Below are 26,244 nucleotides of genomic sequence, written 5' to 3' on the forward strand. Positions count from 1 at the left end.
AGTCGATGCCAGGGCAGGAATGGGAGGCGTGCGAAACGCAAGATGAACGAGCTTCGGCGTCGACATTCGATCGGGTTGGCGGTTGCCGCCGCGATGCTTGCCGTGCTCGTCGCGTGGTTCGGAACGCGCACCGTGACCGCAATCTATCTGGATCAGGCGGCAACGCGCGGTGCGAACACGCTCGGACTCGCCGTCACGGCGTTGCGCGGCCAGCTCGATCGCTACGAGAAGCTGCCGCAGCTCATCGCCGATCAGGACACCATAAAAGCGCTTGCGGTGCGTCCGGACGACCGCAATCTCGTCGACGCCGTCAATGTCTATCTCAAATCGATCAACGAGCTTCTGGAATCATCGGACATCTATGTGATGGCGCCGAGCGGAACGACACTCGCGGCATCGAATTTCGACGGGCCGACCTCCTTCGTCGGCGAGAATTTCAGTTACCGACCCTATTTTCAGAATGCCCTTGCCGGCAAGAACGGGCGGTTCTTCGCGCTCGGTACAACCTCTTTGAAGCGTGGCTATTATTTCGGTGCGCCGATCCAGATCGCCAATCAGATCGCAGGCGTCGTCGTGTTCAAGGTCGATGTCGATGCGATCGAGCGCTCCTGGCGGGGCAGCGACTACGAGATCATCGTGACAGACCCCGAAGGCATCGTCTTCATGACCGGCCGGCAGGAATGGATGTTCTCGGCCGTGGAACCGCTGACCGAAGAGCGGCGGGCGCGTACCGCTGCCACAAGGCGCTATGCGGATGCGGATCTGACCGAACTGCCCGTAACGCGCAGCAGGACGGCCGACGGGCTCAACCTCATGAGGATAGCTGGCGCAGACGGGGCGCGCGAGTATCTTGCCATCACCGAGGTGATGCCTGAAGCCGACTGGACGGTGAAAGTTCTGCTCGACACCGCGTCGGCACGCGCGCAGGCATTGACGACGATCGCCTTGCTGATGCTTCTCATCGGCCTTGGAACATTGGGTGCGATCGCCTGGCTGCAACGGCGCGCACGGCTCGCCGAACGGCTTCAGGTCCAGCGCGAGGCGCAGGAAACGCTCGAGCGGCGCGTTGCGGAGCGCACCGCCGACCTCGCCGCCGTCAATCGCCTGCTGGAGGAGGAAGTCGGTGAGCGCAGGGCGACCGAGCGCGCGCTTCGAAAGACGCAGTCCGACCTCGTTCAGGCGGGCAAGCTTGCCGCGCTCGGCCAGATGTCGGCTGCGCTGTCGCACGAGTTCAACCAGCCGCTTGCGGCAGCGCGCTCCTATGCCGACAACGCCGCAGTGCTCATCGAACGCCAGCGCCCTGACGAGGCACGAGACAATGTCCAGCGCATATCGAGACTGATCGACCGGATGGCGTCGATCAGCCGGCATCTGCGCAATTTCGCGCGCAAGCCGAACGAAAAGCTCGGTCCCGTCCTTCTGGACGAGGTCGTCAGGGACACGATGGAAATCATCGCATGGCGGCTGAAGGCGGCGGATGCGAACCTTATCGTCGATCTCGGCCCGGAACCGCTCGTCGTCAGTGCGGGCTCCGTGCGGATGCAGCAAGTGCTCGTCAACATCATCGCGAATGCCGCCGATGCGGTCGAAGGGCTTGCAGACCGCAACATCGAGTTGCGTGCCCAGCCGCTCGGCGAGCGCATCGCGATCACAATCCGCGACCATGGCCCCGGGGTGCCCGAGGCGATCGCGGGGCGCATCTTCGACCCGTTCTTTTCGACGAAAGGCGTCGGCAAGGGTCTCGGCCTCGGACTTTCGATCTCCTATAACATCGTCAAGGATTTCGGCGGCGAGTTGACGGTGGAGCGTCACCTTGAAGGCGGTGCGCTCGTTACGATCCTGCTTGATGCGTCGACACTGGAAATCCGCGAGGCCGCCGAATGACGCCGCCGTCCCTATTGCTCATCGACGACGAAGAGGAGATCCGGCGCTCGACGGCACAGACGCTCGAACTCGCCGGTTTCGACGTGAGCGAGTTCGCGGCCGCCGAGCCGGCGCTCGATTACATAACACCCGGGTTCAAGAGCGTGGTTATCAGCGACATCCGCATGCCGGGCATGGACGGCATGACACTTCTGTCCAAGGTTCGCGACATCGATGCCGACGTTCCAGTCATTCTCGTGACCGGGCATGGCGATGTGCAACTCGCGGTGCGGGCGATGCGCGAAGGGGCATATGACTTCATCGAGAAACCGTTCAACGGTCAGCATCTCGCCGACGTCGCACTGCGCGCGATCGACTGGCGCAGTCTGGTTCTGGAAAATCGGCTCCTGCGCGCGGCGGCGGGCCAGCGCGACGATGTCGAGGCAAGGCTTCTGGGCCGCTCTCCGGCGATGATCGACCTGCGTTACCGCCTGCGCGCCGTCGCGGCTACTGACGCGGACGTTCTAATCGTCGGCGACACGGGCGTTGGCAAGGAGGTTGCGGCACGCGCGCTGCATGATCTGAGCGGCCGTTCGACGAAGCCGTTCGTTGCAATCAACTGCGCTGCCCTGCCCGCCAATCTCATCGAGAGCGAGCTTTTCGGCCACGAGGCTGGCGCTTTTCCAGGCGCGATCCGCGCGCGATACGGAAAATTCGAACACGCGCGCGGCGGAACGGTGCTGCTGGACGAGATCGGCTCGATGCCGGCCGATCTGCAGGCCAAGCTCATCCGTGTCATTCAGGACAGGATGATCGTACGTCTGGGGTCGAACGAACAGATCCCGCTCGACGTCCGTTTCATCGCGACGAGCAAGGTGGAACTGGAGGACGAAACGAGTGCAGGCCGGTTTCGCGCCGACCTTCTTTACAGGCTCAATGTCGTCACGCTGCGCATTCCGCCGCTCAGCGCGCGCCGCGAGGACGTACCGGTCCTTTTCCTCCAGCTCGTTCGGGAAGCGGCAGGGCGCTATCGCCGCGAGATGGTCGATATCCCTCAACCGCTACTTGCCGAGATCACCCGGCGCGACTGGCCGGGCAATGTTCGCGAATTGCGCAACGCCGCCGATCGTTGCGTACTTGGGCTGGGTATCGATGGGCTCGATCCGTTGCCGGTGGGCGATGCGGGCCTGAGGCTGGGCGAACGTGTTGCCCGCTTCGAAAAAACTGTCATAGCGGATGCTTTGCGTTCGCATGGTGGCAGCCTCAAGCCCGTCTATGAGGCGCTCGGCATTTCACGAAAGACACTTTACGAGAAAATGCAGCGTTACGAACTGGACAAGAAACACTCTTGAGCGCTCTCATCATTTAAAATGGGTAGACCTTCACACACGCTTCGCTCCAAATGTTACGAAATCCACCCAAGCGAACGAAATCAATTCTCATCTGATGACGTTTATTTCCGATCAGTCGTTGTCATCCCGTTCTCCAGCTTTTTCTAATCGCTCTCACTGACCGGTGTGCGGAGGATCAAACTCGCCGGGCCGGTTGACGTGCTTTCCCAAGGGAGGACTTCAGATGAAAGCTCTTGTCGCGTCTTTGACGCTTGCCACCGCCATGGCGCTCACGCCGCAGATCGCGGCCGCGCAGGACTACCCGGCTCAGCCGATCACCATCGTCGTGCCGTTCTCGGCCGGCGGTCCCACCGACACCGTAACGCGTCTCGTTGCTCAGGCAATGAGCGCCGATCTTGGTCAGCAGATCGTCGTTGAGAATGTCGGCGGAGCCGGCGGCACGCTTGGGGCGGGGCGCGTCGCACAGTCGCAGCCGGACGGTTACACGCTGCTTCTCCACCATATCGGCATGGCGACGACGGCTACGCTTTACCGCGAGCTTCCGTTCAACGCGCTCGAAGATTTCTCCTACGTCGGTCTCGTCACCGAGGTTCCGATGGTCATGGTCAGCCGTCCCGATCTCGAAGCCGAAACGCTCGAGGAAGTCGTCAACTATGTCCGCGAGGGCGGTGAGGATGTGATGTATGCGAATGCCGGCATCGGCGCGGCGTCGCATCTGTGCGGCCTCCTGTTCATGGACGCCATCGACACGCAAATGACGACCATTCCCTATCAGGGTACCGGCCCTGCGCTCACCGACCTGATGGGCGGACAGGTCGATCTGATGTGCGACCAGACCACCAATACCGTTCCGCAGATCAATGAAGGCTCGATCAAGGCATTCGCCGTGACCGTTCCCGATCGCGTTGAAAGCCTGCCGGACGTTCCGACCGGCGCCGAATCCGGCATCGAAGGGTTCGAGGTGTCTATCTGGCACGGTCTCTACGCACCGAAGGATACGCCGGACGAGGTTGTTCAGCGTTTGAGCCAGGCGTTGCAGGTTGCACTCGCCGATGAAACGGTCATCGCCCGCTTCGGCGATCTGGGAACTGTTCCCTCGCCGGCCGAGGACGCAACGCCAGAAGCGCTCCAGGCCAAGCTCCAGAGCGAAATCGATCTGTGGCGCCCGATCATCGAGGCGGCCGGCGTCTACGCGAACTGAGCTTGAAAACTGCAATTGAGGGGCCGCCCGGCAAAGGCGGCCCTTCACCTATAGGGAGGTGCGGATGCTAACCCGCGACTATCGTGACATCGTCGGCGGCGGCCTTTTGATCTTCGGCGGCCTTTTGTTTTCCTGGTACGCCGCGACGCATTACGACATGGGCACGCTGCGGCGCATGGGGCCGGGCATGTTTCCGGTCGCGCTGGGGATAACGCTCGCCCTTTTCGGCGTGGCAATGGTGATTCCGGCTTTCTTCAAGCCAGGTCCGAAGATCACGGTTCGCATCTGGACACCTCTGTTCATCATGCTGGGCGTCGGCGCATTCGCGCTCATGATCAGGCCTTTCGGGCTCTTGCCGGCGATCGTCGGCGTGACGGTCCTGTCGTCGTTCGCTGAACTGCGTGTCCGGCCAGTCAGCCTTTTCCTTCTGTGCGCCGTCCTTTGCATCATGTCGTGGCTGATCTTTTCCGTCGGTCTTGGACTGCCAATGGCCATGTATCGCTGGCCGTTCTGAGGAGGATTAGACCATGGACCTTTTTTCAAATATCGCGCTCGGCCTCGACACCGCCCTTTCCAGCACGAACCTTCTCTATTGCTTCATCGGCGTTCTGGTCGGGACCATAATCGGCGTCATTCCTGGCGTCGGTGCGATTTCGGCGATCTCGATGCTGTTGCCGATCACGTTCTATCTGGAGCCGACGACGGCTTTGATCATGCTCGGCGGCATCTGGTACGGCACGACCTATGGCGGCTCGATCGCCGCGATCCTGCTCAACATTCCCGGCACGCCCGCCAATGCCGTGACCTGTCTCGACGGCTATCCGCTGGCTCGCTCGGGACGCGGCGGCGTCGCGCTTCTCACCGCAGCGCTTTCCTCCTTCGCGGGCGGCTCGATCGGCATCCTGCTGATCATGCTGTTCGGTCCGGTCATCGCGACCTATGCGCTGAGTTTCGGTTCGGCCGAGTATTTCGCGCTGATGGTGATGGGCCTCGTGGCCGCGGCAACCATTTCCGACGGCTCGGCGGTCAAAGGTCTCGCCATGGTGATTCTCGGCATCATGTTCGGCACGGTCGGGGCTGACATCTACACCGGCACGCCGCGCTTTTCTTTCGGCGTTTTGGAACTGACGGATGCTGTCAGTCTGGTGGCGCTCGCCATGGGTATCTTCGGCGTCTCCGAGGTGATCGCCTCAGTTCGCAATGTTCATACGTCGACTATCGACCGCAAGAGCGTGTCGTTCCGGGCGATGAAGCCGACCAAGGACGAGGTAAAGCGCGCAGGCGGACCCGTCCTGCGCGGTTCCGCGATCGGAGCGTTTTTCGGTGCTCTCCCGGGTACCGGGCCGTCGATTGCCGCCTTCATCGCCTATGCGATGGAAAAGCGCGTCTCGAAAGACCCGAAACGGTTCGGCAAGGGCGCGGTTGAAGGCATTGCGGCGCCCGAATCAGCCAACAATGCTGCCGACCAGACCGCGTTCATTCCGACGCTTTCGCTCGGCATTCCCGGCAGCCCGACCATGGCGCTGATGCTAGGCGCGCTGATGATCCACGGCATCGCCCCTGGTCCCAGCCTGATCAACGAGCAGCCCTCGCTGTTCTGGGGCCTTATTATGTCGTTCTGGATCGGCAATCTGATGCTCGTCGTCCTCAACGTGCCGCTGATCGGCCTTTGGGTACGGCTTTTGACCATTCCCTATCATCTCCTTTACCCGGCCGTTCTGGTGTTCATCTGCATCGGCACGTATTCGGTCAACAACAGTGCATTCGAGGTTTGGCTCGTCGTCTTCTTCGGTTTCGTCGGCTATGCGATGCGCATTTTCGATTTCCCGGCCGCTCCGCTTCTCCTCGGCTTTGTGTTGGGGCCGATGATGGAAGAGCATTTCCGGCGAGCGATGCTCCTGTCGCGCGGCAATTTCTCGACCTTCATCGATCGACCGATCTCGGCGACCGTGATGGCGATCACGCTATTGCTTCTCATCTGGGGCATATGGTCGGCGATCAAGCAGCGGAAACTCACGCGCGCCGAACTGGCGGCCGAGCAGGCCGGAGGCTCCTGATTGGCTGAAAGCAGGATCACGAAACCTGACTGATCTTAATACGCAGGCCGCCGCCCTATTGTCTTCTAGGTGGCGGCTTGCTCAAATAGAACTATCGGTCGCCGGCTGCGGCGTCGATCTCACCCGACGAGGCATGAGTATCAACGCAAAAGGGAATACCCGCAGCCAGGCTGCGGGCGTTTCAATATCTTTTCACTCGTGCCTCATGTTTCGCCCACTCAATGCCTGAGGGAGGTTTTCAGGATGAAATTATTCAAGACGGCGCTACTTGCCGCTTCTGTCATCATGGCCGGCCCTGCGCTTGCGCAGGAACAATTGTCTGTCGCGACCGGCGGAACGGGCGGTGTTTACTACCCGATCGGCGGTGGTCTCGCCGAACTGATCAACCAGCATCTCGAAGGCTATGCGGCCGTCGCCGAAGTCACTGGCGCTTCGGTGGAGAACGTCGCGCTGATCCATCGCGGCGATTCGGACATCGCCATCGGTCTTGGCGACAGCGTCTATCAGGGCTTCACCGGTACCGGCCAGTTCGAAGGCCGTCAGGCTGAGGGTCTGCGCGTTCTTGCTTCGGTCTATCCGAATGCGGTGCAGATCGTCGTTCCGGCCGATTCCGACATCCAGTCGCTCGAAGATCTGCGCGGCAAGCGTGTTTCCGTCGGTGCGCCGGGTTCGGGCACGGAGCTCAATGCACGCGCGCTTCTTGAAGCCGTCGGTATGACCTATGATGATCTGGCCGCAGCACAGCGTCTCAACTTCAACGAGACCGCCGACGCGCTGCGCGACAATGACATCGACGCCGGCATCTGGAGCGTCGGCCCGCCAACCTCCTCGATCATGAACCTGACGGCGAACCGCAATATTCGCCTCATTCCGGTCACGGACGAGCAGGTCGCCGCCGCGCAGGAGATCGAGCCGATCTTCGCCGCCTACACGCTGCCTTCGGGCATCTATGACGGCGTCACCGAGGACGTGCCGACGGTCGGCATCCCGAATGTCTGGTTCGTTTCGGAGGAGATGGACGAGGAGTTGGCATATCAACTCACGAAGATGCTCTACGATCGCCATGCCGATCTCGTCGCCATCCACCCGGCGGCAAACGACACGACCGTCGAGTTCACCATGGGTTCCAGCCCGATCCCGCTTCATGCCGGCGCTCTGCGTTATTATGAAGAAGTCGGTGCGGAAATCCCGGACAATCTGCGCGAGCAGTAGGACCGGAGCCGCTCAATGCGGCATGACGCATTCAAGATCGCGAGGTGCGGGCTTTTGTCCGCCCTCGCACTCACCGTTTCGGTGATGCCGACCGTGGCCGGGACAATAGAGGTGATTGGTCCAGATCGCGGCACGCTGGCAAGCGTCGAAGCGCAGTCGTGGTGCATCGTGTGGAACCATTCGGTTGCCGGTTTCGAAGTCGAGGACTGTTACAGTCTGCGCGACGGCGCGATGGTTCTGGAACGGAGTCACCAGCCGGACTTTGCCGCCGGGCTCGGACACATCCCCGAACGCGGCGTCCAGAGATCGGACGGCGCTGGCGGTTACTGGATAGACGGCATCGACGAGGTCGTGCCTGGAAATTGCTACCGCCTGCGGATCGGTTCGGCGCGGGTCGACCACCGGATCGTTGCGGGCGATATCGAAATAAGCCTCACCAGACTCGCCGAGGGGACAAGCGTCGCCATTCGTGCGAGCGATTCCGAGAGCAGGGACATTCGGGAATGTTGAACAAATTCTGGGGCAGCGCGACGAAGCGTGACGCGGCAACGGGCGACACGGGAGCCGGACTGGTCGAACCGCCGGCGTTAGCGCAACCCTGGCCGGTCGCCAAGCTTATCGTGCTCCTGTCGGTCGGGCTTTGCCTCTTCCAGCTTTACGCCGCAGGCATCCAGCCGCTCGGTCTTTTCTATCAGCGCACGATCCATCTCGCGCTGATCATGATGATCGCATTCCTGATGTTTCCGGCTTTCGGGCGTCACAAGGAGCGCGGCATCGTTGGAGGCGTGATCGATGCGGCCTTCTTCGTCGCGGCCATCGTCTCCGGTTTCTACATCACGGTCTATCTCGACGAGATTTTCGAGCGCGCCGGGTTCTGGACGCAGACCGATATCTGGATCGGTGTTCTCGCCGTCGTCACGTTGCTCGAGGCCAGCCGCCGCGTCGTCGGTCTTGGCATCACCATTATCGGCCTCATCTTCATTCTTTACGCACTGGCGGGGCCGCGCGGCACGCTGCCCTGGCTTGGCGAGTTCATGCCGGGCATCCTGTCGCATCGTGGCTACAATATCGAACGCCTCATAGCCCAGCTCTATCTGGGGCAGGAGGGTATCTTCGGACTGCCGCTCGGCGTCGCCGCAACCTATGTCTTCATCTTCGTGCTGTTCGGCGCGGTGCTGGAAGTGACCGGCGCGGGCAAGTTCTTCATCGACCTCGCCTATGCCGCGACCGGGAAAAAGCGCGGCGGCCCGGCCAAGGCGGCCGTCGTGGCATCGTGCACGATGGGGTCGATCACCGGATCGGCCATCGCGAACGTCGCGACGACCGGTCCCTTCACCATCCCGCTGATGAAGCGTCTTGGCTACAAGCCGAGCCAGGCTGCGGGCATCGAGGCTGCCGCGTCAACGGGCGGGCAGATCACGCCGCCGCTGATGGGCGCGGGCGCGTTCCTCATCGCCGAATACACGCAGATTCCTTATGCCCAGATCGTGCTGGTCTCGATCTATCCGGCGTTCCTCTACTTCCTTACTGTCTACATGTTCGTTCACCTGATCGCGATCAAGCAGGGGCTGAAAGGTCTGCCGGCAAGTGAATTGCCGTCCGTGCGTCAGGTGATGCGCGAAGGCTGGCATTTCCTTGCACCGCTGGCCTTGCTGATCTGGCTGCTGGTCGCGGGCCTGTCGCCGATGCGCGTCGGCTTCTTCGCGATCCTCGCGATCCTTGCCGTCGCCGCCCTTCGCTTCGTCGTCGAAATCGCGATGGCAAGCCGCCACGGTTCGTCGCCGGCTGAGAAACTGGCCGAATATGGCGGCGCTTTTGGTGTCACGCGCGCAAGCGCATCGAAACTGGTGGAAGCCTGCGAAGTCGGCGTGCGTTCGGCGCTTACCGTCTCTCTCGCCTGTGCCGTCGGCGGCATCATTGTCGGCGTCATCGGTCTGACCGGGCTGGGACTGAAATTCTCCTCGCTGATGATGAGTTTCTCGCAGGGCAATATCGTCCTCGCCCTGCTGCTCGTGCTGATCGCCAGCCTCGTCATCGGCTTCGGTCTGCCGGTCACGGCGAGCTACATCGTGCTGATCATTCTCGTTGGCCCGGCGATGAGCGCCGAGTTCGGCATCCCGCTCCTGATCGTCCACCTCGTCGTCTTCTGGTACTCGCAGGATTCGAACGTCACACCACCGATCGCGCTTGCCGCATTCGCCGGTGCCGCCATCGCCGGATCGAAGCCGATCGAGACGAGCTTTCAGGCATGGAAGTTCGCCAAAGGGCTCTACATCATCCCGCTTTTCATGGTCTTCAATCCGGAAATCATCATCGGCGGGCCGGTGCATCTGGTAATCTGGAACGGTGTCGTCGCGCTGGTGGCATTGGTGGCGTTCGTCGCCATGCTGGAAGGCTATCTCTTCGAGCGCATCGACATTGTAGGCCGTGGCATCCTGCTGGCGGGCGGTATTGGCTGCCTGTGGCCGAGCGTGCCGGCCGAGATCGTCAGCGTCGCCGCGATCATCGGTATCCTCGGTTATAATTATGTGACGGCACAAAGGAGTGGAGCGCTGGCGAATACGTAAGCGCCGCCTCCACGCCGAAAGAAAAAGGCCGGGTCGTTCCCGGCCTTTTGCATCTCGTGTCCGTCAGGCCGGCAGGTGCCCAATTCTGGAGAGGAGACGCGCGGTCATCAGGATCGCGGCGGCCGCAAGGCCGAGCGCTAGCCCCCACCAAATGCCGATGCCGCCCCACCCGGCAAGATGGGCAAGCCCGTATCCCGCCGGAATGCCGACCGCCCAATAACTGACGAGCGCGATGATCATCGGAACGCGCGTTTCACGCATGCCCCTGAGCCCGCCGCTCGACAGCGCCTGAATGCCGTCGACGATCTGGAACAGGCCCGCGACCGCGAGAAACGAGACTGCGAGCGTCACGACCGATGAAACAGACGGATCGTCGAGGTCCAGATAAAGACCGATAAGCGCATGGGGCATCGTCAGGAAGATCGCCGCCGACAGAACGGCTATGCCAGCCCCCATCAAGAGTGACGTCATGGTCGCGCGGAAGACATCCTGCCGGTTCCGTCGGCCATAGGCGTGGCCGACCCTGATGGTCGTCGCGGCGGACAGGCCGAGTGGGATCATGAAAGCGAGACCGCTCAGCTGAAGCGCGATTCCATGCGCCGCCAGTTCCATCGTGCCGATCCGGCCCATCATGAAGGAGGTGGCCGTGAACAGCGCAACCTCGGCGACGATGGTGGTTCCGATGGGCCAGCCCAGACGGAACACCTCGGCGATTGCGGGCATGTCCGGCTTCAAGAAGCGGACAAATATCTCCTGCTGGCGCAGGATACGGTGACGGGAGATGTAGACGACGAGGAACAGAACGACGCAGCACGTAGCGATGAGCGTCGCAAAGCCCGCGCCACGCATTCCCATGGACGGGAAACCGAAATTGCCGAACACGAGCGCGATATTGAGGGCCGCATTGATGCCGACGCCGATGACAAGCGCCGTCACCACGATCGACGGGCGGCCGAGTGCGCCGAGAAAGGAGCGCAGGACGATGATCGAAAGCTGCGGGAAGAGCGACCATTTGAGGATACCGGTATAATCGGCCGCGAGCGCGGCGATGACCGGGTCCTGCCCGAGCGCCAGAAAGATCGCATGCGCGTTCCACAGGGGCACGATCATCACGCAGGCATAGGCGAAGCTGACCCAAAGCCCCATGCGCACGAAGCGCCGCCCACCACGCGGATCGTTCGATCCGATCGCGTTGGCGACGAGCGGCATAACGGCGAACGCGAATCCCGACCCGAACATCCACACGACAAAGAAGAGCTGCCAGCCGAGAACGGAGGCCGCGAGCTCCTCCGGTCCCAGTCGTCCGAGCACCAGCGTGTTCGTCAGGTTGATCGCCATCTGTGCGAATTGCGCGGCGATCAGCGGCAGGCCGAGAACAAGCGTCTCGCGCACATGGCTTCCCCAATCGGCAAAGGTCGGATGGGGGGATATCGGAGCAGCGGTGTTCACGGCGTGGAAAACCTCGATGGACGTTCGCTGGATCGCGGCACCAGCTCGGCTTGCGTAAATTCCGGGCAGATGCCTGCCGGTGATGCATCCGGCTCCATACCTTATGGTCCTGCCCGCCGATAGGGACAGGCTGTCGGCATGGTTGTGTCTGCCGGCCAGGTGCAAGCTGCGCATATGAGAAAGCCGCCTCATGGAGAGGCGGCTTTTCCGTTGTATCGTTCGTTCAGGCGGGCCTTGTTTTCGGCATCGCCGGCTGATCCCACTCACGCCGTCGCCACTGAAGCGCGGCGACGAAGCCGATCAGTGCGAAGGCCGGAATGAACATCCATTCGTTGCGCCATGTCTGCGGATCGGGGACCTCGACGCGCGACACCCTCTGTCCGACCTCCAGGCCGATTCGTTCGGCCTGACTGCGAAAGCGGACATTGACGATCTGGGTCTGTCCGCCGAAAGCGGTGATCTGAACGCCGGAAGCCGCCAGCCGTTCCGCACCGGGTCCGGCTTCGCCGAGCGGGAGCTGCACGATGCGGGTGACGTCGTTTCCAGACAGATCCATGCCTTCGACCTCGAAGCGCAGGAAAGCGTCGGCCGGCATGCTTTCGGCGATCTCGACAATTCTGTCGCCCGGCTCGTCGATATAGGGATCAGAAATCCGATCCATGAAGAAGCCCGGACGGAAAAGCATGAAACAGGCCAGAAGCAGGATCGCGCTTTCCCAGATGCGCGAGCGCGTAACGAAGATCTGCTGCGTGACGGAAACGAACATCAACATGCCGACAAGCGCGCCGGTCACCACGATTATCAGATGCCACCAACTGTCGATGCCGATCAGCAGGAGTTGGTGATTGAAGATGAAAACCAGTGGCAGGATGGCCGTTCGCATTTCATAGCGGAAGGCCTGAATGCCGGTCCGGAGCGGGTCCGCGCGGGAGATGGCAGAGGCCGCGAAAGATGCAAGGCCGACGGGCGGCGTCACGTCGGCCATGAGACCGAAATAGAAGACGTAGAGGTGGACGGCGACGAGCGCGACGGCGAGGCCATTCAGCGTCGCTACCTCGACGATGACCGGTGCCATGAGTGTGGCGACGACGACGTAGTTCGCCGTCGTCGGCATGCCGAGACCGACGACCATGCAGATCAAAGCCGTCATCAGGAGCATGATCAGGAGGTTGCCGCCCGACGCCGCGATGACGATTTCCGACAGGACGAGGCCGATGCCCGTGAGTGCCACGGTGCCGACGACGATACCGGCGGCGGCGGTCGCGATGGCAATGCCGACCATGTTTCGCGCGCCCGTTGCCAGCCCTTCGACGACATCGACGAGGCCGGCCTTGAGCGGAGCGATCAGGTTGAAGTCACGGCGGAAGAACGCGATCAGCGGGCGTTGCGTGGCAACGAGGAAGATCAACGCCATGGTGCCGTAAAAGGCGGAAAGGCCGGGCGAGAGTTCCTCGACCATGAGGCACCAGACGAGGATAAAGACCGGCATGACGTAATGGATGCCGGCAGGCGCGACCTCGACCGCGTCGGGCAATTTGTCGGCCATCGCGGCCGGGTCGTCGGCCTCGAGGTCGGGGTAGCGCGCGCGCCACGCGATCGAGCCGACATAGACGGCCAGCGCGCCGAGACCGGCGGCCCAGCTTGCATAGCTGCCGAAAGCCGAGCGGGTCCAGCCGAGCGCGTAATAGACGAAGCCGCAGAACAGGATGAAGCCGCTGATCGTCATGCCGCCGATGGCAAGGCTCGTCAGCCGGCTGCGCCGTCGTTCCTGCTTGACGCCTTTCATGCCGTATTTGCGCGCCTCGATATCGACGACGTAGAACAACGACAGATAGGTCAAAAGTGCCGGGATAATGGCGTGGCGTACGACCTCGGCATAGGAAATGCCGACATATTCGGCGATGAGGAAGGCGGCGGCGCCCATGACTGGCGGCATGATCTGGCCGTTGACCGAGGCCGAAACTTCAATCGCCCCTGCCTTGACGGGCGGATAGCCGACCCGCTTCATCAGCGGGATGGTGAACGTGCCGGTGGTCACGACATTGGCGACTGACGAACCGGAAATGAGGCCTGTCGACGCCGAGCCGAGAACGGCGGCTTTGGCCGGTCCGCCGCGCAGATGGCCGAGGAGGCCGAAGGCGAGCTTGATGAAGTAATTGCCCGCGCCCGCGCGCTCCAGAAGCGATCCGAACAGCACAAACAGGAAGACGAAGGCCGTGGAGACGCCGAGCGCGACGCCGAAGACGCCTTCTGTCGTCAGCCAGTATTGCGAGGCTGCGCGCGAGAGCGACGCGCCGCGATGGGCGAGCAAGCCCGGTAGATAGGAGCCGAAGAAGGCGTAGGCGATGAAGACGAGACCGACGATGGGCAGGGCCAGGCCGAGCGTGCGGCGCGCGCCTTCCAGAAGAAACAGGATGCCGAGAACCGCAACGGTCAGGTCCATCGTCGTCGGCAGACCGGGACGGCGGGCGAGTTCGGCCTGATAGAGGAACAGATAGGCGGCGCAAAAAGCCGCGCCCAGCGCGAGCGCCCAGTCGATCAACGGAATATGGTTGCGCGGCGAACCCTTGAACGCCGGATAGGCGACGAAGGCGAGAAAAACGCCGAAGGCGAGGTGGATGGCGCGCGCTTCGGTGGCGTTGAAGACACCGATGCGAAGCTGATAGGGCCAAGGAGAGGCGTACCAGATCTGGAACAGCGCCCAGCAAAGCGGCACCGCCAGAAGCATGAAACGCGAGAAGCGATCGGTGGGCGCGCGTCCGCCCGTATCGGCCTCCGCCACGATTTGCGCAAGTTCGTCGCTGCGCGGTGCGTCATCGGTGCGTGCGTTCATCGGATAATCCCTCAGGCCCCTGAAAAGAGAAAGGGGTGCCAGAGCACCCCTTCAAGACCGACTTAGAGCCAGCCCTGTTCCCTGTAATAGCGTTCCGCGCCCGGGTGAAGGGGGGCCGAGTTACCGTCCGTCACCATGTTCTCCGGCTCCAGATTTGCGAAGGCGGGGTGAAGCTGGCGGAAGGCGTCGAAATTGTCGAAGACCGATTTCACCAGATTGTAGACGGCATCTTCCGAAACGTCGGTCGAGGCGACCAGCGTGGCGAGCACGCCGTAGGTCGGGATGTCCTCGTCATTGCCGGTGTAGAGCCCGCCGGGGATCGACACGCTCGCATAGAACGGGTTGTCGGCGACGAGCTGGTCGATCGCATCGCCTTCGATCGCGACGATCTTCGCGCCGCAGGTCGTCGTCGGGTCGGCGATGTTGGCCGAAGGATGACCGACAGCATAATAGAAAGCGTCGATCTGGTTGTCGCAAAGCGCTGGACCGTGCTCATCGGGACGAAGTTCTGCCGCCAGCGAGAACGCGCTGCGCTCCCAGCCGAGCGCGTCGAGCATGATCTGCATCGAGGCCTGCGTGCCCGAACCCGGATTGCCGATATTCACGCGCTTGCCTTCGAGATCGTCCAGCGAGGCGATGTTGGCGTCGGCGCGCGTGACGAGCGTGAACGGCTCGGGGTGGATCGAGAATACGGCGCGCAGGTCTTCCCATGGGCCGGCTTCTTCGAAGTCGCTCGAGCCATTGAACGAATGGTACTGCCAGTCGGACTGCACCATGCCGAGGTCGAATTCACCCTGACGCATGGCGTTCAGATTGAACACCGAGCCGCCGGTCGATTCGGCCGAGCAGCGGAAGCCGTGATCCGCACGCGTCTGGTTCATGAGACGGCAGATCGCGCCGCCGGCAGCGTAGTAGACGCCGGTAACGCCGCCCGTGCCGATGGTGACGAATTGCTGTTGTGCGCTGGCTGCGCCGGTGGCGAGCGTGCCGCCCATCGCGACGGCAAGGCCAAGGCCGATCAAATTCTTAGGTTTCATTCCGCTTCTCCTTTGCTGCACGTTCCCCCTTGCGGGTCGAAAGTTTGTCTTGCCGGGCTGCGTGCATCAGCACCGGATTTTCCGTCCGTCTCTTATCCGGTCGGCTTTTCAACACCGAGCCCCACCGCAGGCTCTCGCCAGAACCTGCGCAAATCGTCAGCTTTTGCAAGCCCTCGGGGGCTGGCGCAGGTTGCTGTTGCGGATACCAGCGCGGCATTCGATTGTGCCAGCGATCCGTCCGACAGCCACAGATTATTTTCAAAGCCGACGCGCGCGTGACCGCCCGCTTCGGCCACCCGGTGCATGAATTCGATCTCTCGCGGGCCGAAGGCGCAGGCCATCCATTGGTGTCGCGCGATACCGGCGCTCACGAAGGCGTCGAATTCGTCGTCTGTCGCGCCAGCCTCGAAATATCGACCCAGAACGGCCAATATCGCAAGCGGCCCGTCCGGCAATATGCCGCGCGCTGCCAGTCTTTCGACGCGAGACAGTTCGCCGGCTTCATAAAGGATGATCTGGTGAAGCGTGCCCGCCTTTTCCATCCGCTCGAACAATGCGGCAACCGCGCGTTCATCACCGTTTTCCGGCAGGATTTCCCGCAGGGCGATGGAAACGGATTCAGGCTGGAGCGCGTCGATGACCGCGATTTGCTCGGGCGGTGCGTAAAGACCGACAGCCTCGGTCGTCACCTGCACGATCAGGTCGTCACCGACCGCATCGCGCACGGCCTTGACGGCCTCGCGATAAAGATCGACGTCGAGCGTGTGGCAACCCTCCGCATCGCGCACATGAAGATGGATCATCGCCGCCCCGGCTTCCAGCGCTTCGGCGGCGTCACGGGCGATATCGTCGATGCTCATCGGCAAGCGCGGATGATCCGCTTTTGTACGGCGCGCACCGTTCGGCGCAACGGCGATGGCGAAGGGCCGGAAGCTCACGCGGCCGCCTTGAGTGCGGTTTCGATTGCGCGCGACAGGCGCTCGACGATGATGTCGACTTCAGCCTCGCCGATGATGAACGGCGGCGCGAGCAGGACATGATCGCCCGCCTTGCCATCGGCGGTGCCACCGGTTGGATACACCATCAGGCCTTCCTCCATTGCGGCCGACTTGATCTTCGCGTGAAGTTTCAGCGCCGGATCGAACGGCGCTTTGGTTTCCCGGTCTTCGACAAGCTCGGCGGCTCGGAAAAGCCCGCGTCCGCGAATGTCGCCGATATGCGGGTGATCGCCAAATTCATCGCGCAGCCGGGTGTCGAGAAGCTCGCCCATCGCACGGCAATTTTCCAGAAGACCGTCTTCCTCAATCACGTTCTGGACGGCGAGCGCCCCGGCGCAGGCACTTGCGTGGCCGATATAGGTGAAGCCGTGCTGGAACGCGCCCGAACCGCCTGTGATCGTGTCATGGATCGCGCCGGACAGGATGCACGCGCCGATCGGCTGGTAGCCGGCTCCCAGACCCTTCGCGCATGTCAGGATATCGGGCGAAACGTCGTCCTGTTCGCAACCGTAAAGCGTACCGGTGCGACCCATGCCTGACATCACCTCGTCGAGGATGAGAAGAACGCCGTAGCGGTCGCAGATTTCGCGGATGCGTTTGAAATAGCCGGGCGCGGGCGGCACCGCGCCGATCGTCGCGCCCACTACCGTCTCGGCGATGAAGGCGATGACGGTTTCTGGCCCGAGCCGCAGGATTTCGGCCTCCAGCGCGTTTGCGGCGCGCAAGCCGTATTCTTCGGGCGTCTCGTCTTCGCGGCGCTCGCGATAGTCGAAGCACGGGTCGATATGGCTGACCGGCAGGAGAATCGGCTCGTAGACGGCGCGTCGTGCCGCGTTGCCGCCAGCCGACAGCGCGCCGATCGTGTTGCCGTGATAGCTTTGCCGGCGGGCGATGAAATGTTTGCGCCCGGTTTCGCCACGCTCGTAGAAATATTGCCGCGCGAGTTTCATAGCCGTCTCATTGGCTTCCGAGCCGCCGGAGATGAAATAGACGTGGCTAAGCCCGTCCGGAGCGCGGGCGATCAGGTGATCGGCAAGCTTTTCGGCCGGTTCGTTGGTGAAGAAGCCGGTATGGGCGAAGGGCAGCACGTCGAGCTGCGCCTTGATCGCGTCAATCACGCGGCGCTCGCTGTGCCCGAGACACGAGACCGCCGCACCGCCGGAGGCGTCCAGATAGCGCTTTCCCGCGCTGTCGATGAGATACGGGCCGTCGCCACCGACCGCCAGCGGCAAGATGCGTGCGGGATCGCGATGAAGGATGCGTGTGCGGTTGGCAGTCATGTCTGTTTTCCTGAAGGCAGATAAGCGGATCGTGTGGCGAGTGCGCTCTCGCGGCGGCGCAGCGCGGCAAGCGCGTCATCACCGCCGCGCGCGAAAAGAAGTGTCGTCAGGCCCTGCGCGAGCGCCAGAAGGCCGATCGGCGATGCGATATAGGCTGGGCCGGCATTTCCCGCGACCAAAGCGACTTCGGCCAGGAGAGCGATCGGGCTGAGCGGCCCGTCCGTCAAGGCCACGATGCGCGCGCCGGCTTCCTGTGCGCGCCGGGCGGCCTCTACCGCCTCGCGACTATAGGGATCGACCGAAACGATGATGATGGCGTCGCCGGGACGGAGATGATCCAGCTCGTCGAGCAGCGCGCCGCCCGTTCCCGTCGCCAACCGCGCACCGGTCGAAAACAGCGAAAGCGAATAGTGGATCGAAAAGGCAACCGGAAAGCAGCTTCTGATACCGAAGACGGTTATCGACGGCGCCTCGATGAGAAGCGCTGCGGCCTTGTCGATCATCCTGCGCGTCTGCGGCGCGAAAGCCGTTTCCACATTCGCCATCTCGGCATCGCGAATGGCGTCGAGCAGGACGTCCTCGCCTTGCAGCAGTTTCATGCTGTCGAGGAGCCGGCCGGCCCGGTTCGAGAAAACGCCCTGCCGTTCGGTTGTCAACCAATCGCGGTGCTCGGCCTGAAATGCCTCCCAGTTCTCGATGTCGAGCGCCTGCGTCAGGCGAGACATCGCAGCGGGAGAAACACCGGCACGCGACGACAAGGTCCGCATCGAGTTCAACGCCACATCCTGCGGATGCTCACGCACGAACCGCGCCGCCCGCTGCAATTGCGGGGAAAATCCGTCATAGCGCGCTTCGAGGCGCTGCCAGATATCGGGGAGGCTCACAGGCTGCTCGTTGAAACGTTTGTTTCGATAATGAAATTGATTGAAACAAATGAGTCAACGAAATTCGTCGGGCCGCGATCAGATATCCTTATCCACCTGCGGATCGGCCTCGATCGCCTGCCGCAGCCGCGCGAAAGCCAAGCGGATGCGTGACTTCACCGTTCCGAGGGGCAGGCCGGTCCGCTCCGCGATCTGGCTGTGGGTGAGGCCGACGAAAAATGCGAGTTGAACGAGTTCGATCTGTTCGCGCGGCAGCACTTTCAACGCGATCTGAACGCGGGTATCTCGCAAAGCGCCGTCGACCACGCGGTCTGCCGGTTCCGGGGCGTCCGGCTCGAAAATCGGATCGAACGGATCGATGCGGTGCGATTTGTCGCGGCGGGCCAGATCGATGCGCCGGTTGCGTGCAACACGGAATAGCCATGTCGCCAGCGACGATTTGGCGGGATCGAAAAGATGCGCCTTGTGCCACAGGACCGACATCACCTCCTGCGCAATATCTTCGGCCTGCGCCGCATCCATCCCCAGACGCTGGAGATAGAAGTTCACACGCGGCGCGAAATGATCGAAAAGCGCTTCGAAAGCGGCGCGGTCGCGATCGCGGGCCACGCGGGCGGCCAGCCGGGCATGGTCGTTTGAAGTCGTCGTCGTCATGCGCGGCGGAAAACTCTCCCGAACGGCCTCAGGCCGCTGTATAGTTCAAGTCTACGGGGCACGCGTTTGGGGCGCAACCGGCAAGTTGCCGACGAACTTTACAAGCCGACACATTCAGTCAAATTCTTGCCGTCTTTGCCCGGTTCAACTCCTGTCAGGGACAGAGGCATCGTGAATCCGCTCGCGATGACGTCAATGCAAGAGCATGGAAGGAGAACCGAAGATCGCCGTGCCGTTGTGCATTCAGTCTTTGGTAACCTCGTTTCCCTAAAATTCGACGTAATCGGGCCTTCGGTCCGTCTCGTTAAACATTCACACGATCACACAAGGTCAGCCATGCGCAGAACTCTCGCGACACTCTCCTGCCTCGGCATGGTCGCGCTCGCCTCGCCGGCGCTCGCCCAGTCCGCAACCAAGATCGGCCAGCACAATGCCTGGGGCACCTATTCATATGAGGGTGACGGCGGGCGCGTGTGCTATGTGCTTACAGTGCCCACGGAAAAGCAGCCGGCCAGCCTCAACCATGGCGACATCTATTTCTTCGTCAGCCAGAAGCCGGGACAGAACGTCACCTACGAGCCGCAGTTCATCGCCTCATACGATTTCCAGGCGAACTCGAAGGTTACCGTGCAGGTCGGCAATTCGAGCTATTCGCTGTTCACGCGCGGCACGTCGGCATGGCTCGAAAACGCTGCCCAGGAAAGCGAGCTGATCACGGCCATGCGCGGCGGTGCCGACATGAAGGTCGCCGCGAAATCCGGACGTGGCAACGACACGAGCTACACGTTCTCGCTGCGCGGCATTACTGCGGCGCTGAACTCGATCCAGAATTGCAGCTGATTTCGGCGGCTTCTCTGTCTTGAACAGGCCGGGGCGCATGCTCCGGCCTTTTCATTTGCCGCAACGTCGCTTATGTGGACGCCATCATTCGCCGGGCATGTCCCGGCAGGCCCGCGCTTGGCGGCCGACCCGCATTTCATGTTACAACTTAGCTCCTCGCGGCCACCGCGACAACTGGACATTTGAACGCCCATGACCCTGACGCTCGATCTCACCCAGCCCGACACGCGCGCCGCGCTTCGTCCCAAGACCAGCGAAAAGCCGTCGCTGATCGGCATGACGCGCGAGGAGATGGCGGCGGCGCTCGGCGAGATCGGCATTCCCGAAAAGCAGCGCCGCATGCGCGTGCAGCAGCTCTGGCACTGGCTCTATGTGCGCGGCGTCGCCGATTTCGCGCATATGTTCAACATCTCCAAGGATCTGCGCGCCAAACTCTCCGAGGCGTTCACGATCGGGCGGCCGGAAATCGTCGAAGAGCAGATTTCCGAGGACGGCACGCGCAAATGGCTGTTCCGCTTTCCGCCGCGCGGGGCCGGTCGTCCCGTCGAGATCGAAACGGTTTATATTCCCGAGGAAGGGCGCGGGACGCTGTGCATCTCCAGCCAGGTCGGCTGCACGCTGACCTGTACGTTCTGCCATACCGGTACGCAAAAGCTGGTACGCAACCTGACGGCCGAGGAAATCCTCGCGCAACTCCTTACCGCGCGCGACCGGCTCGGCGACTTTCCCGACCGCGACACGCCGGACGGTGCCATCGTACCAGCCGAAGGACGCAAGATCACCAACATCGTCATGATGGGCATGGGCGAGCCGCTCTATAATTTCGAGGAAGTGAAGAAGGCGCTCCTGATCGCGTCCGACGGGGACGGTCTTTCCCTGTCGAAGCGCCGCATCACGCTGTCGACCTCGGGCGTCGTGCCGGAAATCTACCGCACTGGCGAGGAGATCGGCGTCATGCTCGCTATCTCGCTCCATGCGGTGAACGACGATTTGCGAGACCTTCTGGTTCCGATCAACAAGAAGTATCCGCTCGAACAACTCATTCAGGCCTGCCGCGATTATCCCGGCCTGTCGAACGCGAAGCGCATCACCTTCGAATATGTGATGCTCAAGGACATCAACGATTCCATGGAAGATGCCAAGGCGCTGGTGAAGCTGCTCAGGGGCATTCCAGCCAAGATCAACCTGATCCCGTTCAATCCATGGCCGGGCTCGAACTACCAGTGCTCGGACTGGGAGCAGATCGAAAAGTTCGCGGATTACGTCAACGCGGCCGGCTACGCTTCGCCGATCCGCACACCGCGCGGCCGCGACATCCTGGCCGCCTGCGGGCAGCTCAAGTCGGAATCGGAGCGGATGAAAAAGTCCGACCGCCTCAAACTGGAAGCGATGATGATCGCCGGCCACGGCGAAGCGTGAGAGCGGCGATTTGAGCCGTTTCGTTACCTATCTCGTCCGCTTCGTTGCGATCCTCGTCGGCTTCATCGGCGCCTGTCTGACGGCGAGCCTGTTCGTCAATCTGCTCTTTGCGTCGAGCATCGTCGCCATCGTTCCCGAACTGTCGCAGGCCGGCCCGGCGCTTTACGTCACGGTTCCGTTCTTCGCATTGATCATCGCCAATATGTCCTTCGGCGTCTTCATGATCGCCGCCGTCGCGGCTGAACTTCTAAGCTGGCGCTCTTGGCTTGCCCATGCCGGGTGCGGGGCGGTTGTGGGGCTTTACACCGGCTGGCGGTTCGCTGAGGCGATGGATCGGCCGGACGCTGCTTCCGATGCCGGGCTGATGCTCGTCACGCTCGCTGCGGGGTTGATTGGTGGCATCGCCTATTGGGCGATCGCGGGACGAAACGCCGGAAACTGGCGCGACGAGGTCACCGCGCGTTTGTCATAAGGATGCGCAGTGCGAAGGCGGCAAAGACGCTTGCGAACAGATAGTCGATGATCCGGGTAACGCGCGGCGAGCGCTTCAGGAGCGCCGAGAACGAATCGGCCGCGATTACCATCGGAACTGTTACCGGCAAAGCAAGCACGATGAACATCGCCCCGAGGAAGAAGAGCTTGCCCGGTGCGTTCGGATCGCTCGCAGAGACGAATTGCGGCAGGAAGGTCATGAAGAACAAAATGATCTTCGGGTTGAGCAGATTGATGCCGAGACCCGTCGCCCAGTTGGCGAAGAAGGACCGCTTTGAGCGTTGCTCGCCCGTTGCCGGCGAAAAGGCCGAGCCGTACCGGATCGCCTGGTACGCCAGCCAGACCAGATAGACCGCACCGACGAGCTTCAGCACGAAGAACGCCTGCGGCGAAGCGACGATGAGTGCCGAAAGGCCGAGCGCCACCAGCGTCGTGTGAACGACGATGCCCGACATCGCGCCCAGCATGCAGGCAAAGCCCGCCGCCCGTCCTTCCGAGAGCGCGCGACCGACGAAGAGCGTCATGTCCGGGCCGGGTGTGATCGAGATGACGAAAGTCGCGATCGCGAACTGGATGAGAATTGCAGTGGTCGGCAGGAAGTCCATCAAATCACCTTTCGCGCAGTCCTAACGGTTCTGCGATCCCGATGGGTAAACATGCCCGTCGCTGTTCCGCAAGATGTCATCCGGCAGGCTATGTTGCCCAGATGACTGGTCGGTCGGCGACTACGACTATCGTTCAATACGATGTGCGACAAAAACGCACAGTTTTTCTTGCTTTACGTTGCGTAATGAATATTCTCCCCGGCAGCGGACAATCCGGAAAACAAGCGGAGCCGCTCAGGGAGGATAGATATGGACATGAAGACGCTTTCGCGCCGGAAGTTTCTCGGCGCATCAACGCTCGTTGGCGCGAGTGCGGCCAGCGCGCTTGCCGCTCCGGCGGTTCTTGCGCAGGCTCCGGTGACGATCAAGATGCAGACGTCGTGGCCGTCGTCGGACATCTGGATGGATTTTGCCCGGCAGTATATCGAGCGCGTCGAAAAGATGTCGGCCGGCCGGATCAAGTTCGAGCTTTTGCCGGCAGGCGCGGTCGTCGGCGCGTTTCAGGTGCTCGACGCCGTCAATGACGGCATCATCGACGCGACGCATACCGTCGCCGCCTACTGGTACGGCAAGCATAAGGCCGCGTCCCTATTCGGCACCGGTCCGGTCTTCGGTGGTAGTGCGACCACCATGCTCGCCTGGTTCCATCAGGGCGGCGGCAAGGAACTCTACCGTGAACTGACGCAGGACGTGATGGGGCTGAACGTGGTCGCGTTCTATGGTTTCCCGATGCCTGCCCAGCCTTTCGGCTGGTTCAAGGAGCCGGTTGCGACAGTCGCCGACATCAACGGTTTCAAATACCGCACCGTTGGGCTGGCCGCCGATCTCCTACAATCGATGGGCATGAGCGTGGCGCAATTGCCCGGCGGCGAAATCGTGCCGGCCATGGAGCGCGGCGTCATCGACGCGTTCGAGTTCAACAACCCGTCGTCCGATCTTCGCTTCGGCTCGCAGGATGTCGCCAAGCACTACATGCTGTCGTCCTATCATCAGGCGAGCGAAACCTTCGAGTTCATGTTCAACCGAGACGTGTTCGATTCGCTCGACGACGATCTCAAGGCAATTCTCGAATATTCGGTCGAGGCGGCTTCCACGGCCAACACCGCTCTGGCGCTCGACAATTACTCGGCCGATCTCGTCAGGCTGCAGGACGAGCACGGCGTGACCGTCCATCGCACACCGATGGAAATTCTCAGCGCCCAGCTCGAGGCATGGGACCAGCTCATTCCCACGCTGGAGGCCGATCCCATGATGAAGAAGATCCTCGTCAGCCAGCGCGAATGGGTCGAGCGCGTCACGTTCTACGAAATCATGAACTCGGCCGATCTGACGCTCGCCTATGAGCATTACTTCCCGGGCAAGCTGAGAATGCAGAGCTAGGCTCGGCGTCCTCATCCTTTCCGGCCGACTGCCGTCTATCGGCGGCAGTCGGTGCCGCCCACAGAAATGGACGATCTCCGACATGCTCCGCTTCATTGCATTCGCCGACGAGGTGTCGGCGTGGTTCGGGAAGGTGTTTGCCTGGTGCATCATCATCATGACGCTCGGCGTCGGATATGAAGTCGTCGTGCGCTATGCTTTCCGCGCGCCGACGCCATGGTCATTCGACCTCAGCTACATGATGTACGGCACGATGTTCATGATGGCGGGTGCCTATACGCTGTCGCGCAACGGGCATGTCCGCGGCGATTTCGTGTACCGGCTCTGGCAGCCGCGAACGCAGGCCAAGGTCGAGTTCGTGCTTTATTTCTTCTTCTTCTTTCCCGGTATTCTCGCCCTCGTGATCTCCGGCTGGAAATATGCCAGCCGCTCATGGGGCTACATGGAAGTCAGCACGATGAGCCCGGCCGGAATGCCGATCTACCAGTTCAAGACGGTGATCGTGGCCGCCGGGCTTCTGCTTTTCCTGCAAGGGATCGCGCAGGTCTGCCGCTGCATCGTTACCATGCGCACGAACGAATGGCCGCAGCCGGCTCCCGACGTGGAGGAACTGGAAACGATCATGCTGCGCGAGAACGCGCCCGTTCTCCAGCATGGCAGCGAAGCCGTCGATGTCGTCACGCCCCGGGAGCCACGTTCATGAGCGATCCAGTCGTCGCCCTCGTCATGCTCGGGCTCTTCATCTTCGTCATCATGCTGGGCTTTCCCATCGCCTTTACGCTGATGGCGTTGGCAATCGCCTTCGGCTACTACGCCTATTTCGACGCCGGGCGCATGTGGGCGCCCTATAATAGGCTTCTCGATCAGGACGTGTCGCAACTCGATCTCTGGCAGTCATGGATCGGGGGCTTTTTCAACAACCGGATTTTCGACCTCTTCGTGAACCAGACCTATTCGGTCATGGCGAACGACGTTCTGACGGCGATCCCGCTGTTCCTGTTCATGGGCTACATCGTCGAGCGGGCGAATATCGTCGACCGCCTGTTCGAGACGCTCAGCATCGCCACGCGGCGCGTGCCCGGTTCCATGGCCGTCGCCGCGCTCATCACCTGTGCGTTGTTCGCCACCGCCACCGGCATCGTCGGCGCAGTCGTCACGCTGATGGGGCTGCTGGCGTTCCCGGCCATGATGAAGGCGCGCTACGACACCAGCTTCGCGTCCGGCGTGATCTGTGCGGGCGGAACGCTCGGCATCCTCATCCCGCCATCGATCATGCTCATCGTCTATGCTGCTGCATCAGGTACGTCGATCGTGCGGCTTTACGCCGGCGCGCTGCTGCCCGGCTTCCTGCTCGCCGGCATGTATCTGGTCTACATTATCATCCGTGCGATCATGCAGCCGAGCCTTGCGCCAAAGATCGCTGAGCCGACCGAACCGATCCCGATCGCGCGGCTGATGTGGATGATGCTGACCTCGTTCTTCCCGCTGGCGGTTCTCATCTTGTCGGTGCTGGGTGCCATCCTCTTCGGCTTCGCCACGCCTTCGGAAGCGGCAGCGATCGGTGCGCTGGGCGGGCTCGTTCTCGCCATCGCCTACCGTGCGCTGACATGGCGGCGGCTGCGCGAATCCGTCTATCTTTCCGTGCGCACCACCGCGATGGTGTGCTGGCTGTTCGTCGGATCGTGGGTGTTCGCCTCGGTCTTCTCCTATCTCGGGGGCGAGCACGTGGTCCGCGATTTCGTCGTCGGGCTTGACCTGACGCCGTTCCAGTTCCTTTTAATGGCGCAGCTCATCATCTTCCTGCTCGGCTGGCCGCTGGAGTGGTCGGAGATCATCATCATCTTCGTGCCGATCTTCCTGCCGCTACTGGTGATTTTCGAGATCGACCCGCTGTTCTTCGGCATTCTTATCGCGCTCAACCTGCAAACCTCGTTCCTGACCCCGCCGATGGCGATGTCGGCCTACTATCTGAAGGGCATCGCTCCGCCGGAAGTGCGGTTGACGCAGATCTTCGCCGGGTCGCTGCCTTATGTAGGAATGGTCTTCATCACCATGGCGATTCTCTACACCTTCCCCCAGATCGTCTACTGGTTGCCCCAAACGATCTACGGGCGATAGGAG

At 62.0% G+C, this 26,244-nt stretch carries 22 protein-coding genes; 14 read left to right on the forward strand and 8 right to left on the reverse strand.

All coding sequences use genetic code 11. The features are described from left to right. The first annotated feature begins 42 nt into the window (after positions 1-42). From ACX82Z_RS19550 to ACX82Z_RS19585, 8 genes are all read left to right on the forward strand, one after another. Positions 43-1,884: a sensor histidine kinase gene (locus ACX82Z_RS19550; RefSeq protein WP_459590733.1), complete on the forward strand. Its 1,842-nt coding sequence runs from the start codon at positions 43-45 to the stop codon at positions 1,882-1,884. Beyond that, complete coding sequence (locus ACX82Z_RS19555; protein WP_459590735.1) at positions 1,881-3,215, forward strand: sigma-54-dependent transcriptional regulator; 1,335 nt, start codon at positions 1,881-1,883, stop codon at positions 3,213-3,215. Before ACX82Z_RS19550 ends, ACX82Z_RS19555 begins: the two co-directional genes overlap by 4 nt. 223 nt (positions 3,216-3,438) lie before the next feature. Next, complete coding sequence (locus ACX82Z_RS19560; RefSeq protein WP_459590736.1) at positions 3,439-4,416, forward strand: tripartite tricarboxylate transporter substrate-binding protein; 978 nt, start codon at positions 3,439-3,441, stop codon at positions 4,414-4,416. 64 nt (positions 4,417-4,480) lie between these two features. Then, positions 4,481-4,930, forward strand: a complete 450-nt coding sequence (locus ACX82Z_RS19565) for a tripartite tricarboxylate transporter TctB family protein (protein WP_459590738.1) — start codon at positions 4,481-4,483, stop codon at positions 4,928-4,930. Between the two features lie 13 nt (positions 4,931-4,943). Then, positions 4,944-6,473: a tripartite tricarboxylate transporter permease gene (locus tag ACX82Z_RS19570; RefSeq protein ID WP_459590739.1), complete on the forward strand. Its 1,530-nt coding sequence runs from the start codon at positions 4,944-4,946 to the stop codon at positions 6,471-6,473. Between the two features lie 243 nt (positions 6,474-6,716). Then, the gene (locus tag ACX82Z_RS19575) at positions 6,717-7,685 is read left to right on the forward strand and encodes a TAXI family TRAP transporter solute-binding subunit (RefSeq protein ID WP_459590740.1); all 969 of its coding nucleotides are present in this window, start codon (positions 6,717-6,719) and stop codon (positions 7,683-7,685) included. A 15-nt stretch (positions 7,686-7,700) separates the two neighbouring features. Beyond that, on the forward strand, positions 7,701-8,195 hold the full coding sequence (locus ACX82Z_RS19580; RefSeq protein ID WP_459590742.1) for a DUF1850 domain-containing protein: 495 nt from the start codon (positions 7,701-7,703) through the stop codon (positions 8,193-8,195). Further along, positions 8,189-10,252, forward strand: a complete 2,064-nt coding sequence (locus ACX82Z_RS19585; protein WP_459590744.1) for a TRAP transporter permease — start codon at positions 8,189-8,191, stop codon at positions 10,250-10,252. The genes ACX82Z_RS19580 and ACX82Z_RS19585 overlap by 7 nt, the downstream gene beginning before the upstream one ends. 63 nt (positions 10,253-10,315) lie before the next feature. Here the strand turns inward: ACX82Z_RS19585 and ACX82Z_RS19590 are convergent, their stop codons facing one another. From ACX82Z_RS19590 to ACX82Z_RS19620, 7 genes are all read right to left on the reverse strand, one after another. Beyond that, entirely contained in the window at positions 10,316-11,875 is a 1,560-nt protein-coding gene (locus tag ACX82Z_RS19590) for an MATE family efflux transporter (protein ID WP_459590745.1), read from the reverse strand. Between the two features lie 49 nt (positions 11,876-11,924). Next, positions 11,925-14,534 (reverse strand): TRAP transporter permease, encoded by a 2,610-nt coding sequence (locus ACX82Z_RS19595; protein WP_459590747.1) that lies wholly within the window; start codon positions 14,532-14,534, stop codon positions 11,925-11,927. Positions 14,535-14,596: 62 nt separating this feature from the next. After that, positions 14,597-15,571, reverse strand: coding sequence for a TAXI family TRAP transporter solute-binding subunit (locus ACX82Z_RS19600; protein ID WP_459590748.1), 975 nt, complete (start codon positions 15,569-15,571; stop codon positions 14,597-14,599). Between the two features lie 92 nt (positions 15,572-15,663). Next, entirely contained in the window at positions 15,664-16,509 is an 846-nt protein-coding gene (locus ACX82Z_RS19605; RefSeq protein ID WP_459590750.1) for a beta-keto acid cleavage family enzyme, read from the reverse strand. Next, positions 16,506-17,849, reverse strand: coding sequence for an aspartate aminotransferase family protein (locus tag ACX82Z_RS19610; protein WP_459590751.1), 1,344 nt, complete (start codon positions 17,847-17,849; stop codon positions 16,506-16,508). The genes ACX82Z_RS19605 and ACX82Z_RS19610 overlap by 4 nt, the downstream gene beginning before the upstream one ends. After that, entirely contained in the window at positions 17,846-18,733 is an 888-nt protein-coding gene (locus ACX82Z_RS19615) for a MurR/RpiR family transcriptional regulator (protein ID WP_459590752.1), read from the reverse strand. The genes ACX82Z_RS19610 and ACX82Z_RS19615 overlap by 4 nt, the downstream gene beginning before the upstream one ends. 78 nt (positions 18,734-18,811) lie before the next feature. Continuing rightward, positions 18,812-19,387, reverse strand: a complete 576-nt coding sequence (locus tag ACX82Z_RS19620) for a sigma-70 family RNA polymerase sigma factor (protein WP_459590754.1) — start codon at positions 19,385-19,387, stop codon at positions 18,812-18,814. Between the two features lie 336 nt (positions 19,388-19,723). On the opposite strand from ACX82Z_RS19620, the gene ACX82Z_RS19625 reads away from it, so the two are divergent. The 3 genes from ACX82Z_RS19625 to ACX82Z_RS19635 all read left to right on the forward strand — a co-directional run bounded on the left by ACX82Z_RS19625 (position 19,724) and on the right by ACX82Z_RS19635 (position 22,118). Next, positions 19,724-20,227, forward strand: a complete 504-nt coding sequence (locus ACX82Z_RS19625; protein WP_459590755.1) for an invasion associated locus B family protein — start codon at positions 19,724-19,726, stop codon at positions 20,225-20,227. Between the two features lie 192 nt (positions 20,228-20,419). Beyond that, positions 20,420-21,646, forward strand: a complete 1,227-nt coding sequence (gene rlmN, locus ACX82Z_RS19630) for a dual-specificity RNA methyltransferase RlmN (protein ID WP_459590757.1) — start codon at positions 20,420-20,422, stop codon at positions 21,644-21,646. Between the two features lie 10 nt (positions 21,647-21,656). Continuing rightward, positions 21,657-22,118: a hypothetical protein gene (locus tag ACX82Z_RS19635; protein WP_459590758.1), complete on the forward strand. Its 462-nt coding sequence runs from the start codon at positions 21,657-21,659 to the stop codon at positions 22,116-22,118. Here the strand turns inward: ACX82Z_RS19635 and ACX82Z_RS19640 are convergent. Next, a complete protein-coding gene (locus tag ACX82Z_RS19640; protein ID WP_459590760.1) occupies positions 22,099-22,743 on the reverse strand; it encodes a LysE family translocator in 645 nt (214 codons plus the stop codon). The two genes, ACX82Z_RS19635 and ACX82Z_RS19640, sit on opposite strands and share 20 nt — an antisense overlap. Positions 22,744-22,992: 249 nt before the next feature. Between ACX82Z_RS19640 and ACX82Z_RS19645 the strand changes: the two genes are divergently transcribed. From ACX82Z_RS19645 to ACX82Z_RS19655, 3 genes are all read left to right on the forward strand, one after another. After that, complete coding sequence (locus ACX82Z_RS19645) at positions 22,993-24,123, forward strand: TRAP transporter substrate-binding protein (protein WP_459590761.1); 1,131 nt, start codon at positions 22,993-22,995, stop codon at positions 24,121-24,123. A gap of 82 nt (positions 24,124-24,205) precedes the next feature. Next, positions 24,206-24,826, forward strand: a complete 621-nt coding sequence (locus ACX82Z_RS19650) for a TRAP transporter small permease subunit (RefSeq protein ID WP_459590763.1) — start codon at positions 24,206-24,208, stop codon at positions 24,824-24,826. Then, complete coding sequence (locus ACX82Z_RS19655; RefSeq protein WP_459590765.1) at positions 24,823-26,241, forward strand: TRAP transporter large permease; 1,419 nt, start codon at positions 24,823-24,825, stop codon at positions 26,239-26,241. Before ACX82Z_RS19650 ends, ACX82Z_RS19655 begins: the two co-directional genes overlap by 4 nt. The last annotated feature ends 3 nt before the right edge of the window (positions 26,242-26,244 follow it).

It is taken from the genome of Aliihoeflea sp. PC F10.4 (assembly GCF_054612275.1).